Source organism: Azotobacter tropicalis (assembly GCF_059739045.1).
Window position 1 is genome coordinate 1,455,739 of record NZ_AP046059.1, and the last position, 15,258, is coordinate 1,470,996.

14 protein-coding genes and 4 pseudogenes are annotated in these 15,258 nt (G+C 63.8%); 2 read left to right on the plus strand and 16 right to left on the minus strand.

Annotated elements, in window-relative coordinates; translation table 11 throughout:
* Positions 1 to 13: 13 nt before the first annotated feature.
* Together Atro_RS06770 and Atro_RS06775 are read right to left on the minus strand one after the other, a co-directional pair.
* Positions 14 to 952: a 3-carboxyethylcatechol 2,3-dioxygenase gene (locus Atro_RS06770; RefSeq protein WP_497926977.1), complete on the minus strand. Its 939-nt coding sequence runs from the start codon at positions 950 to 952 to the stop codon at positions 14 to 16.
* Between the two features lie 387 nt (positions 953 to 1,339).
* On the minus strand, positions 1,340 to 1,906 hold the full coding sequence (locus Atro_RS06775) for a DUF1285 domain-containing protein (RefSeq protein ID WP_497926978.1): 567 nt from the start codon (positions 1,904 to 1,906) through the stop codon (positions 1,340 to 1,342).
* Positions 1,907 to 1,991: 85 nt separating this feature from the next.
* Between Atro_RS06775 and Atro_RS06780 the strand changes: the two genes are divergently transcribed.
* The gene (locus tag Atro_RS06780) at positions 1,992 to 3,125 is read left to right on the plus strand and encodes an aminotransferase class V-fold PLP-dependent enzyme (protein WP_497926979.1); all 1,134 of its coding nucleotides are present in this window, start codon (positions 1,992 to 1,994) and stop codon (positions 3,123 to 3,125) included.
* A 221-nt stretch (positions 3,126 to 3,346) separates the two neighbouring features.
* Here the strand turns inward: Atro_RS06780 and Atro_RS06785 are convergent, their stop codons facing one another.
* The 13 genes and pseudogenes from Atro_RS06785 to Atro_RS06845 all read right to left on the minus strand — a co-directional run bounded on the left by Atro_RS06785 (position 3,347) and on the right by Atro_RS06845 (position 13,563).
* On the minus strand, positions 3,347 to 4,132 hold the full coding sequence (locus Atro_RS06785; protein ID WP_497926980.1) for a TatD family hydrolase: 786 nt from the start codon (positions 4,130 to 4,132) through the stop codon (positions 3,347 to 3,349).
* Between the two features lie 3 nt (positions 4,133 to 4,135).
* The gene (locus Atro_RS06790) at positions 4,136 to 4,492 is read right to left on the minus strand and encodes a PilZ domain-containing protein (RefSeq protein ID WP_497926981.1); all 357 of its coding nucleotides are present in this window, start codon (positions 4,490 to 4,492) and stop codon (positions 4,136 to 4,138) included.
* A 34-nt stretch (positions 4,493 to 4,526) separates the two neighbouring features.
* Positions 4,527 to 5,513 (minus strand): DNA polymerase III subunit delta', encoded by a 987-nt coding sequence (locus Atro_RS06795; RefSeq protein WP_497926982.1) that lies wholly within the window; start codon positions 5,511 to 5,513, stop codon positions 4,527 to 4,529.
* On the minus strand, positions 5,506 to 6,138 hold the full coding sequence (gene tmk, locus Atro_RS06800; RefSeq protein ID WP_497926983.1) for a dTMP kinase: 633 nt from the start codon (positions 6,136 to 6,138) through the stop codon (positions 5,506 to 5,508). Before tmk ends, Atro_RS06795 begins: the two co-directional genes overlap by 8 nt.
* A pseudogene (gene mltG / locus Atro_RS06805) lies at positions 6,135 to 7,210 on the minus strand (endolytic transglycosylase MltG). The gene tmk and the pseudogene mltG overlap by 4 nt, the downstream one beginning before the upstream one ends.
* Positions 7,211 to 7,216: 6 nt before the next feature.
* Positions 7,217 to 8,032, minus strand: a complete 816-nt coding sequence (pabC, locus tag Atro_RS06810) for an aminodeoxychorismate lyase (protein ID WP_497926984.1) — start codon at positions 8,030 to 8,032, stop codon at positions 7,217 to 7,219.
* A complete protein-coding gene (fabF, locus tag Atro_RS06815; RefSeq protein WP_497927626.1) occupies positions 8,032 to 9,276 on the minus strand; it encodes a beta-ketoacyl-ACP synthase II in 1,245 nt (414 codons plus the stop codon). The genes pabC and fabF overlap by 1 nt, the downstream gene beginning before the upstream one ends.
* A 329-nt stretch (positions 9,277 to 9,605) precedes the next feature.
* A complete protein-coding gene (gene acpP, locus Atro_RS06820; RefSeq protein WP_003283670.1) occupies positions 9,606 to 9,842 on the minus strand; it encodes an acyl carrier protein in 237 nt (78 codons plus the stop codon).
* 187 nt (positions 9,843 to 10,029) lie between these two features.
* On the minus strand, positions 10,030 to 10,773 hold the full coding sequence (gene fabG, locus Atro_RS06825) for a 3-oxoacyl-ACP reductase FabG (protein WP_497926985.1): 744 nt from the start codon (positions 10,771 to 10,773) through the stop codon (positions 10,030 to 10,032).
* A gap of 14 nt (positions 10,774 to 10,787) precedes the next feature.
* A pseudogene (gene fabD, locus Atro_RS06830) lies at positions 10,788 to 11,725 on the minus strand (ACP S-malonyltransferase).
* Between the two features lie 95 nt (positions 11,726 to 11,820).
* Positions 11,821 to 12,836, minus strand: a pseudogene (plsX, locus tag Atro_RS06835) (phosphate acyltransferase PlsX).
* 3 nt (positions 12,837 to 12,839) lie between these two features.
* Complete coding sequence (gene rpmF, locus Atro_RS06840) at positions 12,840 to 13,022, minus strand: 50S ribosomal protein L32 (RefSeq protein ID WP_007160601.1); 183 nt, start codon at positions 13,020 to 13,022, stop codon at positions 12,840 to 12,842.
* Between the two features lie 13 nt (positions 13,023 to 13,035).
* On the minus strand, positions 13,036 to 13,563 hold the full coding sequence (locus Atro_RS06845) for a YceD family protein (RefSeq protein WP_497926986.1): 528 nt from the start codon (positions 13,561 to 13,563) through the stop codon (positions 13,036 to 13,038).
* 105 nt (positions 13,564 to 13,668) lie between these two features.
* Here Atro_RS06845 and Atro_RS06850 point away from each other — a divergent pair.
* Positions 13,669 to 14,246: pseudogene (locus Atro_RS06850) on the plus strand (Maf family protein).
* A gap of 36 nt (positions 14,247 to 14,282) precedes the next feature.
* Here the strand turns inward: Atro_RS06850 and Atro_RS06855 are convergent.
* The gene (locus tag Atro_RS06855) at positions 14,283 to 15,257 is read right to left on the minus strand and encodes a S49 family peptidase (RefSeq protein ID WP_497926987.1); all 975 of its coding nucleotides are present in this window, start codon (positions 15,255 to 15,257) and stop codon (positions 14,283 to 14,285) included.
* Position 15,258 lies beyond the last annotated feature (1 nt).

The window sequence follows — 15,258 nt, forward strand, 5'->3', positions numbered from 1 at the left end:
GCCCGGGAAAGGCTCAGCGCTGCTCGGCGCTCACCACGCCATAGCCGGCGATCCATTCGTTGATCGGCCGGTAGTAGTCCTGCCGCGCGCGGTAGGCGCCGGTAGCCGCCAGCGCCGCGAAGGCGGCGACCCAGGTACGGACTTCGTGGGTCGAGCGGCCGGCGGCCCTGGAGATCTCCTCGATCCTGAAGTCGTCGACTTCCTCGAGGTGGCCCTGCACCAGCAGGTCGATGAACGCCAGGTCCCAGTCGGTGTTGAGCGGCGTCTGCGAGGACTCCGCAGTACCGTAGATCTGGCCGGCGGCGATGGTGCGCGCCTGGCGGGCGGCGCGCGCCTCGGGGGTCGGGTTGCGCCCGGCGATCAGGAACTCGGCGATTTCCTCGGGAGCGTCCGACAACAGCGGCACCGGCGGCTCGTGGGACAGGCCGCCGGTGCCCAGGACCAGCACTCGCTTGTCGAGTGTGGCGATGAAGCGGCCGACCGCCTCGCCCAGCCTGCGGATGCGCCGGTAGGGCGCGAAGGGCGGCGCCACCGAGTTGACGATGATCGGGATCACCGGGTAGCGGGTCAGGCTGCCGGTCAGTTCCTCGAGGGTCTGGGTGCAACCGTGATCGACCTGCAGGCGGTGCGACAGGGCGATGTCGACGTCGCTGTCGAGAATGAAGCGCGCCAGGTCGAGCGCCAGTTCCCGGGGGATCGACAGCGGACCGGGCAGGGTCTGGTAGTCGGCGACCGACTCGGCGGCGGTGGCGATCACGAACGGCGGCATCAGGTCGTAGAACAGGCCGTTGTAATGGTCGGGTGCGAAGATCACGATCAGTTCGGGGTCGAAGGCCTCGACCTCGGCACGCGCCTTGGCGAGAGCCGCGTCGACTTCGGCGACGACGTCGGCCCCCGGATCGTTCAGGCCGCGCAAGGGCGTATGCGACAGGCATTTCAGTTTGATGGTCATCAAGCCTCCTGGAGCCTTGGAGCGAACAGCCTCCTGCCGGCCGCATGGCCGGAATCCGCGGCGAATCGCCGGTATCGCCCCGTTCGGGCGCCGTCATTCGGCGGGTTGCCAGGTGGGTTCGCCTCTTGGCTGTTTTTTGTTCGTTTCGGGCCTGGCCATTCTAGGAGCGGGCAAGCGGCAGCCTCAAAAGCTATCTGCCCTGCCGTGCACTATGTGCACCTATTTGTTTTAAAAGGATTTTTTATATTGTGGGCGGTTCGGAGAAGCACTCCGAGGCCTTCGAACGAGCGCTGAAGGCGATGGGATGAAGAACACCGAGGGGCGATCGGAAGACACCGGAGCGGGCGGGCCGCCGAAAGCAGGGCCGCAGCGCAGCCCCGGCGCGACTCAGTCCTGCGGACCGAGGGGGAAGAAGGTGCCGCAGCTCCACACGCCCAGCCAGTCGCGACCGTCGATCCGCCGCGACTCGGCCAGTTCGACCAGTTGATAGAAGACGTTGCGGTGAACCAGTGCTTCCAGGTTGGCGCGCACGAGCAGATAGGGCGCCGGCTCCTGGGTGTCGGGATCAAGCACGACCCGCAGCGGATGCTCGGCGCCGGCCTCGACCTCGTCGCCGACCTGGGTGACGAAGCGCAGCACCTGGTCCTCGCCGCAGCCCTCGACCTGCAGGGAAACCGCCACGAAGGGCGCGTCGTCGACCCGAATGCCGACCTTCTCCACCGGGGTGACCAGGAAGTAATCGTCGCCGTCGCGCCGCAGGATACCGGAAAACAGCCGCACCAGCGCCTTGCGCCCGATCGGGGTGCCCATGTAGAACCAGTTGCCGTCGCGGGCGATGCGCATGTCGATGTCGCCGCAGAACGGCGGGTTCCACAGGTGTACGGGAGGCGGCCCCTTGCGACCGCCTTCGGGAATCTGCGCCAACAGCTCGTCGGCCTTGCCTGGATCGCTCATGGTCCCTCCTCGGATGGGCGGACAGTGGCTCGAAGTCGAATATGATGCCTGACAACACGATTGCAAGACTGCAAGGAGCAAGCCCATGCATGCCATCCACGACGAATTTCCGCAGCTGGCCGGGCTGCGCTACCTCAACCACGCGGCCGTCGCCCCCTGGCCGAAACGGGCCGGCAAGGCGGTGGCGGCTTTCGCCGAGCAGAACGTGCACATCGGCGCGCGCGACTATCCCCAGTGGCTGGGCATCGAGCGGCGCCTGCGCGAACGCCTGATGCGACTGCTCAACGCGCCGAGCACGGCGGATGTCGCGCTGGTCAAGAACACTTCGGAGGCGCTGTCCTTCGTCGCCTTCGGCCTGGACTGGCAGGCCGGCGAGCAGATCGTCATCAGCGACGAGGAATTCCCCTCCAATCGCATCGTCTGGGAGGCGCTCAAGCCGCTGGGCGTCGAAGTGGTGGCGATCAGCCTCAGGGGCGCCGATCCGGAGGCCGACCTCTTGGCCGCCTGCAGTCCCCGCACGCGCCTGCTGTCGATCAGCGCCGTGCAGTACGCCAGCGGCCTGCGCCTGGACCTGGAACGCCTCGGCCAAGGCTGCCGGCAACGCGGCGTGCTGCTCTGCGTGGACGCCATCCAGCAGCTCGGCGCCCTGCCCTTCGACGTGCGCGCCAGCGACTGCGCCTTCGCCATGGCCGACGGGCACAAGTGGATGCTCGGCCCGGAGGGGCTCGGGGTGTTCTACTGTCGCAGCGACCTGCGCGAGCAGCTCAAGCTGCACGAGTACGGCTGGCACATGCTGGAGAACGCCGGCGACTACGACCGGGTGGAGTGGGAGCCGGCGCGCACCGCCCGGCGCTTCGAGTGCGGCAGTCCGAACATGCTCGGAGCCGTGGCGCTGGAGAGCAGCCTGTCGCTGCTCGAGCAGGTGGGCATGGCCAACGTCGCCCAGGGACTGCACGAGCGGATGGCCTGGCTCGAGTCAGGCCTCCGGCAGATCCCCGGCCTGCGCCTGCGCAGCCCGAGCGATCCGGCACGGCGCGCCGGCATCCTGACCTTCGCCTTGGACGGCTGGGACAATCTCCAGCTGTTCGAGCGTCTCAAGCACGAGCAGATCGTCTGCGCCCAGCGCGGCGGCGGAATCCGCCTGTCGCCGCACTTCTACACGCCGACCGCGGTACTCGACGAAACCCTGGCGGTCCTGCGCCAACTGGCATCTGGCTAGGTGCTCAGCAACGGCGCAGGTATTCCAAAAGCGTTTAAAAAATGAACAACCTGTACTGGACGGCCGCCGATCCGGAGCGATACTTCCCCTACTGACATGGCATTTCCCCCGATGCCAGGCCAGCCGAAGGCATCCGAGGAACGCCTGCCTTCGCTTACTCCTAATGCTTTTGACCCGGTTTCCTCCCCCAGACTCCGGGTTTTTTTTGCGCGGCAGAAAACTCAGCGCCCGACCCGCGCCAGCGGAAACAGCCGGCGGAAGTTGTCGGTGGTCTGCTCGGCCAGGGCCTCGAAGGGGACGCCGCGCAACTCGGCGAGAAACGTCGCCACCTCGCGCACGTACTGCGGCAGATTGGGCTTGCCGCGGTGCGGTACCGGAGCCAGGTAGGGGGCGTCGGTCTCCACCAGCAGACGGTCCGCCGGCACCCGCCGGGCCACCTCGCGCAGGGCCTCGGCATTACGGAAGGTGACGATGCCGGACAGCGAGATGTAGAAGCCGAGATCCAGCGCCGCCCGGGCCATCTCCCAGTCTTCGGTGAAGCAGTGCAGCACGCCGGCCTGCGGCAGCGCCGCCTCACGCAGCAGCTGCAGGGTATCGGCCCGCGCCGCGCGGGTATGCACGACGAGCGGCTTGCCGGTGATACGCGCCGCCTCCAGGTGCAGACGGAAGGCCTGCTGCTGCAGGGCGGCGGCTTCCGGCTGGTAGTGATAGTCCAGACCGGTTTCGCCGATGGCGACCACCCGCGGATGGGCGAGCTCGCCGAGCAGCCAGTCGAGGGCGGGCACAGCATCGGGCTCGACGTCCAGCGGATGCACGCCGACCGAGCAGTCGACATCGGCATGCGTTTCGGCCAGCGCCTTCACCGCGGCCGCGTTGTCGGCGCTCACACCGATGCACAGAAAATGCCCGACGCCGCAGGCACGGGCGGCATCCAGCGCCGCCTCCAGGGAACCGCCATGGGCGGCGAGATCGAGACGATCGAGATGGCAGTGGGAATCGACCAGCATGGGCTACATCGTGTGGGTGGGACGGTCCGACTTCAGAGCGCCGGCCAGATAGGTTTCGATCTTGTTGCGGGCGGCATTGTCGCCGTCGGCGAACTGCACGCCGACGCCGGCGGCGCGGTTGCCTTGAGCGCCGGGCGGGGTGATCCAGACGACCTTGCCGGCCACAGGAAGCTTTTCCGGCTCGTCCATCAGGCTCAACAGCAGGAAGATTTCGTCGCCGAGCTTGTAGCTCTTGTTGGTGGGAATGAACAGACCGCCATTCTTGAGAAAGGGCATGTAGGAGGCGTAGAGGACCGATTTGTCCTTGATCGACAAGGGCAGGATGCCATTACGCGATCCCAGCCCAGATGGCATGCTCATGCGGATTTCCCGGCGGCTGACTCAGACGCCGATTCTAGCCCGGCCCGGGTAGGCTTGCCCACTGCACGAGAAGCGCCTCGAGAAGCAGGGCACGGTTGAGATTGGCCTTGGCGAGCACCTTCTGGCGCTGCGCCAGCAGCCAGTCCTGCACGGCCAGCACACGGGACTGTGCGCTCTTCTCCGCCAGGTAGCGGACGACCTTGGCCATGTCGTCCAGGCCCAGCCCCCGTTCGTCGCCGGTCAGTTGATAGCGCAGGATCAAGAGACTCCAGTCGCAGAACCAGTCGAACAGCAGCAGCAATGGCACACCGCTCCAGGCCTCGGCCAATTGACTGGGACCGGCCTGCTGCTTGAGCAGCTGCTTCACCCCTTCCACCACCTGCGCGCGCTGCTCGCGCGCACCCTCGCCCTGCAGGCGCAGGGCGGAAAGCGGCGAGCCTCCAGCCAGGGCGAGCAGCTCGCCCAGCGCCTCGTCGGCCTGCTCCGGCAAGGCCCCACGCAGCCAGGCGAGGCTGTCGGCAGCCCCCGGCAGCGGACAGGCCTGCTGCACACAGCGGCTCCTGATGGTCGGCAGCAGCCGGCTCGGCTGGTGGCTGATCAGCAGCAACACGCTCTCCCCGGAAGGCTCCTCGAGACTTTTGAGCAGGGCATTGGCAGCATTCGGATTCATCGCCTCGGCCGGCTCCAGCAGGACGACCTTGCGCCCGCCGAGCTGCGCCGTCTGTACAACGAACTCCACCAGCGCGCGTACCTGATCGACACGGATCGCCTTGTCCGCCTCCTCGGGCTCCAGCAGGAAATGGTCCGGATGGCTGCCAGCCTGCAACAGGCGGCAGGACTTGCACTGGCCGCAGGCTTCCAGGCCGGCCGGGCTCTGGCACAGCAGACGGGCGGTCAGGCACTCGGCCAGCGCCCGCTTGCCGATGCCGGCCGGACCATGCAGCAGATAGGCATGGGCGTGCCGAGAGCGTCCGGCCAGCCGTTGCCACAGCCTCTGCTGCCAGGGATAGACTTCAGGCACCGCGCAGCTCCAGCAGCTGCGGGAGCAAAGCATCCAGAGTGCGCTGAACATCTGCCAGAGGCCGCCCCGCGTTCACCACCCGGTAGCGCACCGGATCGCCTGCCGCTCGGCGCAAGTAGGTCTGGCGTACGGCTTCGAAGAAGGCGCGGCCCTCCTGCTCGAAACGATCCAGACGGCCGCGCGCAGCGGCGCGGGCCAAGCCCATCTCGACCGGCAGGTCGAAGATCAGGGTCAGGTCGGGGTGCAAGTCGCCTTGCACGAAGCTTTCCAGGATCGCGATACGTGCTTCGGGTACCCCGCGACCGCCGCCCTGGTAGGCATAGGACGCATCGGTGAAGCGATCGCAGAGCACCACGGCACCGCGCGCCAACGCCGGACGGATCACACCGGCCAGATGCTGGGCACGGGCGGCGAAGACCAGCAACAACTCGGTGTCCACCGCCATCGACTCGCAGCTCGGCGCCAGCAGCAGTTCGCGGATGCGCTCGGCCAGCGGCGTGCCACCCGGCTCGCGGGTCAACACTACCTCCAGGCCGGCCGCACGCAGGCCTTCGGCAAGATATTCGCGATTGGTGCTCTTGCCGGCCCCTTCCGGCCCTTCGAGGGTGATGAACAAGCCGCTCACGGGGTCTCCTCAGTATCCTGCTGCACGGAGCGCTCCAGCGTCTCGGGCGATGGGCTGGAGCGATAGTCCACACGCCGCTTGAGCTGGTATTCGCGAACCGCCTGGTTGTGCGCCTCGAGGGTCTCGGAAAAGACGTGGCTGCCGTCGCCACGAGCAACGAAATACAGCTCGCGACCTTCCGCCGGGTGCAACGCCGCATGAATCGCCTCGCGCCCTGGCAGGGCGATCGGGGTCGGCGGCAAGCCGGGCTGGACGTAGGTGTTGTAGGGCGTGGTTGCCAGCAGGTCGGCGCGCCCGAGCTTGCCGTTGTAGCGCTCGCCCAGGCCATAGATAACCGTCGGGTCGGTCTGTAGCAGCATGCCCTGCTCCAGCCGGCGCACGAAGACTCCAGCGATCTGCTGTCGCTCGCGGGGAATGCCGGTTTCCTTCTCGATGATCGAGGCCATGATCAACGCCTCGTAGGGAGTCGCATAAGGCAGGTTCGCCGAGCGCTCAGACCATTCTTCGGCCAACACCTGCTGCAGGCGCGCGTGAGCCTGCTTGAGCAGCTCGAAATCGCTCATGCCGCGGACATAGCGATAGGTGTCGGGGAAGAAACGACCTTCGGGATGAACGTCCGGCTGGCCGAGCCGGGCCATCAGCTCGGCATCGGAAACCCCTTCCAGGGAGTGCTCCAGCTTGTCCGCCTTGGCCAGAGCGGCCCGTACCTGACGAAAGCTCCAGCCCTCGACCAGGGTAAGGTTGTACTGCACCACCTCACCACGCTGCCAGAGATCAAGCAGTTCGATGGCGGTCATGCCTGGAGCCAGGCGGTACTCGCCGCTGCGCAGCCCCTGCTCGGATAGGTTGAAACGCCAGTACAGGCGCAGCCAGAAACTTCCACGCAGCAGACCATCGTCCTGCAGACGGTTGAGCAGACCACCGGGCGTGGCGCCGCTCGGAACCTCCAGCAGGCGCTCCTCGCTGAGCATCAGGGGCTGTTCGAGTGCGGCTTTCTGCTGCCAGACGGCAAACGCCAAGAGCAGCCCCCCACTAGCAGGCCGCTTTCCAGCAGCAGCAGCCATTTTCGCATCACGTATCAGGAGTCCAGTAGCTTGCGGATCAGGGCCTGCAGTTTACGGGTGAGCGTGCCGACCGGCCAGCCATGTCCTTCGAACCCGCACACAGGCCAGATGCCATAGAGGCTGTTGCTAAGAAAAACCTCGTCCGCCGTCAGCAATTCATCGAAGGCGATGTCGCGCACCTGAACGGGAACGCCCAGGCGCTCCGCCTGATCGAGAACCTCCGCGCGCATCACACCGGCGACACCGCAGCGACGCAGGTCGGCAGTCAACAAGAGGCCATCCTTGACCAGAAACAGATTGCTGAAAACCCCTTCGATCACTCGGCCGGACAGATCGCGCATCAGCCCCTCGGCGTGCTTCGCATCCTGCCACTCGGCACGCGCGAGCACCTGTTCCAAACGATTGAGATGCTTGAGCCCGGCCAGCAGGGGCTGCTCGGCCAGTCGGGTACGGCAGGGATAGAGACGCACGCCCTGCTCGGCATTGATCGGCGAATACTGCGGTGGCGAGCTACCCAGGAGGATGCGCCGCGGCTTCGGCGGCTGAGGGGAGACATAACCGCGCAGACCGTCGCCGCGGGTCAGCAATAGCTTGGCCACGCCCGCTCCCAGCTCAGTCGAGAAGGCCAGCAACTCGCTGCGGATCAACGGCAGGTCGCCGGGAATGGTCAACCGCGCACAGCCTTCGGCCAGGCGAGCCAGGTGCCGCTCCAGCAGCAACGGCTGTCCCCGGCGCACGGCAATGGTTTCGAACAGGCCGTCGCCATAGGCCAAGCCGCGATCGGCAAGAGACAGCGAGTCGCCGGGGCGGCCGTCGACCCAACAGGACATCAGCCGGCGAACCGACGGAACACCAGCGAACCGTTGGTGCCGCCAAAACCGAAGGAGTTGGAAAGCACTACCTCGATCGACAGGCTCTTGGCTTCGTGAGGCACGAAGTCCAGATCACAACCTACGTCCGGCTCGTCCAGATTGATGGTAGGCGGGGCGACCTGATCGCGGATCGCCAGCACACTGAAGATCGCCTCGACTGCACCGGCAGCCCCCAGCAGGTGGCCGGTCATGGATTTGGTCGAGCTGATCGACAAGCGATAAGCGCTCTCGCCGAATACCGACTGGAGCGCGGCTACCTCAGCCAGATCGCCAGCCGGGGTCGAAGTGCCATGAGCATTGATGTACTGGACCTGGTCGACATTCAGACCGGCATCGCGCAAGGCATTCTGCATGCAACGAGCTGCGCCGGCGCCATTTTCCGGCGGCGACGTCATGTGGAAGGCATCGCCGCTCATGCCGAAACCGACCAACTCGGCATAGATGGTGGCACCCCGTGCCCGAGCGTGCTCCAGTTCCTCCAGCACCAGCGCGCCAGCACCGTCGGAGAGTACGAAGCCATCGCGATTCTTGTCCCAAGGGCGGCTGGCGCGGGCCGGATCGTCGTTGCGGGTGGACAGCGCCCGGGCCGCACCGAAACCGCCAATGCCCAAACCGCAAGCTGCCATTTCCGCGCCGCCAGCGACCATTGCATCGGCCTCGCCGTAGGCGATGTTGCGCGCCGCCATGCCGATGCAGTGGGTACCGGTGGTGCAGGCAGTGGCCAAGGCATAGTTCGGCCCCTGCAAGCCCAGATGGATCGACAGGAAGCCGGAAATCATGTTGATGATCGAGCCCGGCACGAAGAATGGCGAGATCCGCCTCGGCCCTTGGTCGATGAGGGACTTACAGTTGTTCTCAATATTGGTGAGGCCGCCTATACCGGAGCCCATGGCCACGCCAATGCGTTCACGATTGGCATCGGTGATCTCCAAGCCGGAATCGCGCACGGCCTGAAAGCTGGCAGCCAGGCCATATTGAATGAACAAGTCGAGCTTGCGGGCTTCCTTGAGCGACAGATATTGCTCGACGTCGAAGCCCTTCACTGAACCGCCGAAACGGGTGGAATAGGCAGAAAGATCCATGTGCTCGAGCAGGGCGATGCCACTGCGACCAGCCAGGACCCCCTGCCAGCTGCTCGGCACATCGGCCCCCAGCGGCGACAACATCCCCAGTCCAGTGACCACGACGCGTCTACGTGACAAAGCAATCTCCTCGTTCTTCGTTACTGCACTGTGCAAGGGCGGAACCGGCAAGCTGCCTGCAGGCAATCAGCGACGCCCATGCAGGCACGTCCCCCGCATCCCCTTGCCGAACCGGTCAGGCCGACAAGTATCAGGTAAAGCTTTTGCTATTTCCGTTAAGAAAACTCTGAAAAAACCACGCCCTCCACACGCACTCAGTTCTGGAGGCCGCGTCATTACCGACCTTGACTGTTCGCCTGTGGAGCCGACACAGATTTTTCAGATGTTCCTTAAAGAAAAGCCGCACGCCTTTTGGGCAGTGCGGCTTTTCCAATCGAAGCAATGATTACTTATTGCGCGTGAGCATTAATGTAATCGATAGCTTCCTGAACAGTGGTGATCTTCTCGGCCTGTTCGTCCGGAATTTCGGTCTCGAATTCCTCTTCGAGAGCCATCACCAGCTCAACGGTATCAAGAGAGTCGGCGCCCAGGTCTTCGACAAAGGAAGCGCTGTTGGTGACTTCCTCTTCTTTGACGCCAAGTTGCTCAGCAACGATCTTCTTGACGCGTTCTTCGATGGTGCTCATACCTTATTTTCACTCCTATGGACAAACCAGGCAGATGGAATGCGAGTAAGTTTATAGAAAGGGATTTCAGCATTTCAAGCTGAAGCCCTGCCCCTCCGCACGGCCCCGACGATCTGCCATTTTTACTTTGGCAGTTCGGTGAGATTTCGGATTGCTATTTGACTGCAGTTCCGAAGGGCTCGTCACATCAACTCATGTACATTCCACCGTTGACCGGAATGGTAGCTCCGGTGACGTAGGATGCACCATCGGAGGCCAGAAAGGCGACAACCTTGGCAATCTCTTCGGCCTGGCCGAGGCGGCCCAGCGGGATCTGACCAAGCAGCACGTTACGCTGCGCCTCAGGCAACTCGCGGGTCATGTCGGTATCGATGAAGCCGGGCGCAACCGAATTGACAGTGATTCCGCGCGAGCCGACTTCGCGAGCCAAAGCACGGCTGAATCCTTCAAGTCCCGCTTTGGCAGCAGCATAGTTCACTTGACCGGCGTTACCCATGGCCCCCACTACCGAGCCGATATTGATGATTCGCCCCCAACGAGCCTTGGTCATGCCGCGCAAGACTGCCTTGGACAGGCGATAAAGGCTGTTGAGGTTGGTGTTGATGACGTCATGCCACTCCTCGTCCTTCATTCGCAGCATCAGGTTGTCACGGGTGATGCCGGCGTTGTTAACCAGGATCGCTGGCTGGCCGAGATGCTGCTGGATATGTTCCAGAGTCATGGCGACAGACTCGTCGCTGGATACGTCCAGTACCAGGCCGGCCCCCTGAATACCGTTGCCTTTCAGGGTTTCGGCGATGCTCTCAGCACCGCTCGAGGAAGTGGCCGTACCGATCACCACTGCGCCTTGCCGACCCAGCTCCAACGCGATCGCCTGACCGATACCACGGCTGGCACCGGTCACCAGCGCCACTTTGCCTTGCAGACTCATTGTCTTCTCCTTGTTCAGGCCAGCGCCGCGCGAGCCGCGGCGAAGGTCTCGGGGGTATCCAAGTTATGGGTATTAATGCCCTTGACACAGCGCTTGTTCAGCCCGGAAAGCACCTTGCCCGGACCGCACTCGACCAAGTCGGTGACACCCTGACCAGCCAGGCAGACCATGGACTCGACCCAGCGCACCGGGCTGTAGAGCTGTGCCAGCAGATCGCGCTTGAGAGTATCCAGATCACTTACCACAGCAGCGCTGACATTCTGCACCAAGGGAATGCGCGGCGCCTGCCAGGAGATCGTCTCCACTGCCTCGGCGAAACGCTCCGCTGCCGGACGCATCAGTGCGCAATGGGATGGCACGCTGACCGGCAAGGCCATGGCCCGCTTGGCGCCACGCGCCTTGCAGGCCTCGATGGCACGGCCGACCGCTGCGGCGGAACCGGCGATCACTACCTGCCCCGGAGCATTGAAGTTTACGGCACTGACCACCTCATCCTGCGCGGCCTCGGCACATGCCGCCAGCACATCGGCATCGTCCAGACCGAGAATCGCCGCCATCCCTCCTTGGCCGGCAGGCACGGCCTGCTGCATCAATTGTCCTCGGCACTCGACCAGCTTCACCGCATCGGCAAAGGGCAGACTGCCGGCAGCCACCAGTGCTGAATACTCGCCAAGACTGTGGCCGGAAACGAAGACCGGAAACGCGCCGCCTTCGGCCTGCCAAAGCCGCCACAGGGCGATCGAAGCAGTCAGGATCGCTGGCTGGGTCTTATCGGTCTGGTTGAGCAACTCTTCCGGCCCTGCTGGACCAGCGCCCAGAGATCGTAGCTGAGGGCTTCGGAAGCCTCGGCAAAGGTAGTACCGATCAGCGGGTACCGGGCAGCCTGCTCGGCCAGCATGCCGAGCGACTGCGAACCCTGGCCGGGAAAGACGAATGCGGGGGAAACAGACATAGGAACAGATCCCTGATGATCTTTCTTCGGGGAGCGTCCAGGCATACCGGACGCATGTTAATCAGTTGGATGGCGGGCCGTCACCCACAGTCACATCATTGCCCCGCCATCAACATTTCCAGTCGGTTATGTAGATGTTGCGGTAAATTTTCGCGAATTTCTGCCTGAGCGCGAAGTATTGCGCTGCGAAACCCTTCAGCGCCTGCCGCGCCATGGCTTTTCACCACGATCCCCTGCAACCCCAGAAAACTGGCTCCGTTATATCGCGCTGGCGCCAGACGAGTCTGCAAGCGGCGCAGGAAGGGCAAGGCCAGGACGCCAACCAGCCGCGAAGCGAGACTGTGCCTGAATTGTGCCCGAACCTCGCCGGCGATCATGGCGGCAAGACCCTCACTGGCCTTCAGCAGAATATTGCCGACAAAGCCGTCGCAGACCACCACATCGGCCTCACCACGGTAGAGACCATCGCCTTCGATAAATCCGACGTAATTGATCTCCCTGGCTCGCTGCAGCAGGACGGCGGCCTGCTTGACCTGCTGGTTGCCCTTGACCTCTTCGGTACCGACATTCAAGAGTGCCACCCGCGGACGCCCCACACCGAGTGCCTCTGCAGCGATCGAGCCCATCGCAGCGAACTGATATAGGTGCTCTGCGCTGCAATCCATGTTGGCTCCCAGATCGAGCAGATGGCAAACCCCTGCTCAGTGGGAAGGGCGGCGAACATTGCAGGCCGGTCGATCCCCGGCAGAGTCTTCAAGACATGTCTGGACAGTGCCATCAAAGCACCCGTGTTGCCGGCACTGACGCAGGCCTGGACCCGCCCTTCGCGCAGCAGATCCAGGGCCACGCGAATGGAGGAGTCGGTCTTGCTGCGCAACGCATGGGCCGGACGCTCATCCATGGCGATCACCTCTCCGGCGTGAACTATGCTCAGGCGCGCACGATCAACCCGGGGATGATGAGCAATCAACTCTTCGAGAAGGGGAGCCTGGCCGACAAGGACCAGATGCAGCGAGGGGATCTCGCCCAGACAAGCGAGACAGGCTGGAACAATACAGCGGGGACCGAAGTCCCCACTCATTGCATCGACAGCGATGAGCGAAGCAGACAAGACTTACTCGTCGGAGCCCTTATCGATCACTTTGCGGCCACGGTAGAAGCCGTCCGGGGAGACGTGGTGGCGCAGGTGCACTTCGCCAGTGCTCTTCTCGACGGACAGGGCGTTCGCCTCCAGCGCGTCATGGGAGCGACGCATGTCGCGTGCGGAACGGGACTTTTTGTTCTGCTGAACAGCCATAACTGATTAACTCCTAAACGTTTGGGTCGCGCTTTAACTGCGCCAGTACGCTGAACGGGTTGGACCGAGATACCTCGTCCTCGCTCGGCTCGGGCTCTTCAAGCCCGGCCGGCGGCCGGCAAACATCAGGGTCATGGAGCGGAACGATGGGCAAGGCAAGCAGCAGTTCGTCCTCGACCAGCGCCAGCAGATCCAAGGGATCTTCCCCAACCTCCAGCACGTCATAGTCCTTGGGCAACGACTGAGTGTTCGCCCCCTCCTTCACCACAGCGTAATGGCATTCGCTGTGGATCGGCAGGGCAACCAGCTCCAGACAACGCTGGCAAACCATCTTGACCTCAACGTCGAGTTCGCTGCGAATGACCACAGCTTTGCGTTCGTCGCGCTCAAAATGGAGTCTTGCATGCACCACTCCCGAACTATCGGAAAGCGGATCGCAAAGACGCGGCAGGCTGGCCAGCGGCAGCTCACCCTCGAGGGTTGCGCTGCGATCAGCCAGCTTGCGTGGATCAACGTGAGGTGGAATCGGCCCATTCAACATAGGGGCGGCATTCTAGGGACGGGCCGAAGTGCTGTCAAAGGGAATTCCTCCCTGTCCGCCAACCGGCGACGCCACTAGAATCGCGCCATCCTCCAGGAGAACATCATGCTGCCGCTCGTGCTTGCTTCCAGCTCCCTCTACCGTCGTGAACTGCTGAGACGCCTTCGACTGCCCTTCATCTGGACAGCCCCCTCCATCGATGAAACCCCCATCCCGGAGAAAGCGCTGACAGCCTAGTCAGGCGCCTGGCAGCCGAAAAGGCCAACGCCCTTGCCACAGAGCATCCGCATCATCTGATCATCGGCTCAGACCAAGTTGCCGTATTGAACGGACAAATCCTCGGCAAGCCTCACGATCTCTCTCGTGCGCGCCTCCAACTGCAGAGCGCCAGCGGCAATAGCGTGACCTTCCTGACCGGGCTTTCCCTGCTCAACACATCCAGCGGAGCACAGCAGACCGACTGCATTCCTTTCACAGTGCACTTCCGCCCCCTGGACAGCGCCCGAATCGAGCGCTACCTGGCAGCCGAGCACCCCTTCGACTGCGCTGGCAGCTTCAAATCCGAAGGACTCGGCGTGAGCCTGTTCCGCTCCACCGAAGGCGAAGATGCCACTAGCCTGATCGGCCTGCCACTGATTCGCCTAGTCGATATGCTACTGGCCGAAGGCGTGCAGATTCCCTGAATAGCCATCAAAAGTCCGAACAGGACGACGGCCCGCTCAGCGCAACGCCGGAGCCTGCAGCCCCACCCACACAGCCAGACGCTCTGCCACGCCACTGCCCAGCTTTTTGGCAAAACGATCGAAGGGCGTTTCCCGTACCGTGAAATCGACCAGATTTTCCGCTCCCACGACTTCGCGAGCCACATGGCTGGCGCTACCTAGTGCATCGACCAGCCCCAACTGCAAGGCCTGCTCGCCAGACCAGACCAGACCGGAGAACAGCTCGGGATGCTCCTTGTCCCTCAGCCGCTCACCGCGCCCCTGCTTGACGCTGTCGATGAACTGCCGGTGGGTGACCTCCAGCACCTCCCGCCAGAAACGCACCTCCCCCTCCTTTTGCGGCTGGAACGGATCGAGGAAGGCCTTGTGCTCGCCAGCCGTGTAGACCCTACGCTCAACCCCGAGCCGCCCCATAGCCTCAACGAAGCCGAAGCTTGCGGCCGTCACCCCGATCGAACCGACCAAGCTGGCCTTGTCCGCGTAGATGATATCGGCGGCACTGGCGATATAGTAGGCACCGGAGGCCCCGAGATCGGCGATGACCGCATAAAGCTTGATATCCGGATGCGCGCCGCGCAGCCGGCGAACCTCATCATAGATATAACCAGACTGCACAGGACTGCCGCCCGGACTGTTGATACGCAGCACCACACCTTTGGTATGCTTGTCCTTGAAGGCCGCTCGCAGACTGCCGACGATGTTGTCGGCGCTGGCCGCCTCGTCGTCGGCGATCATGCCGCGCACCTCGACCAATGCCGTATGATCACCGGCACGCGCCGCCTCCTTGAGATCCAGCGACGGAGAAAACACGGCCAAGAGCGCGAGCAGATAGGCGAACCCCAGCAGTTTGAAGAAGATGCCCCAGCGACGCGCCCGCCGCCGCTCCTCCACGGTGGCCAGCAAGGTCTTCTCTAGCAACTTCCAGCTCTTCCCGTCACCACCCTCCGGCGGCGCCTTCCATTCATCGGCCATG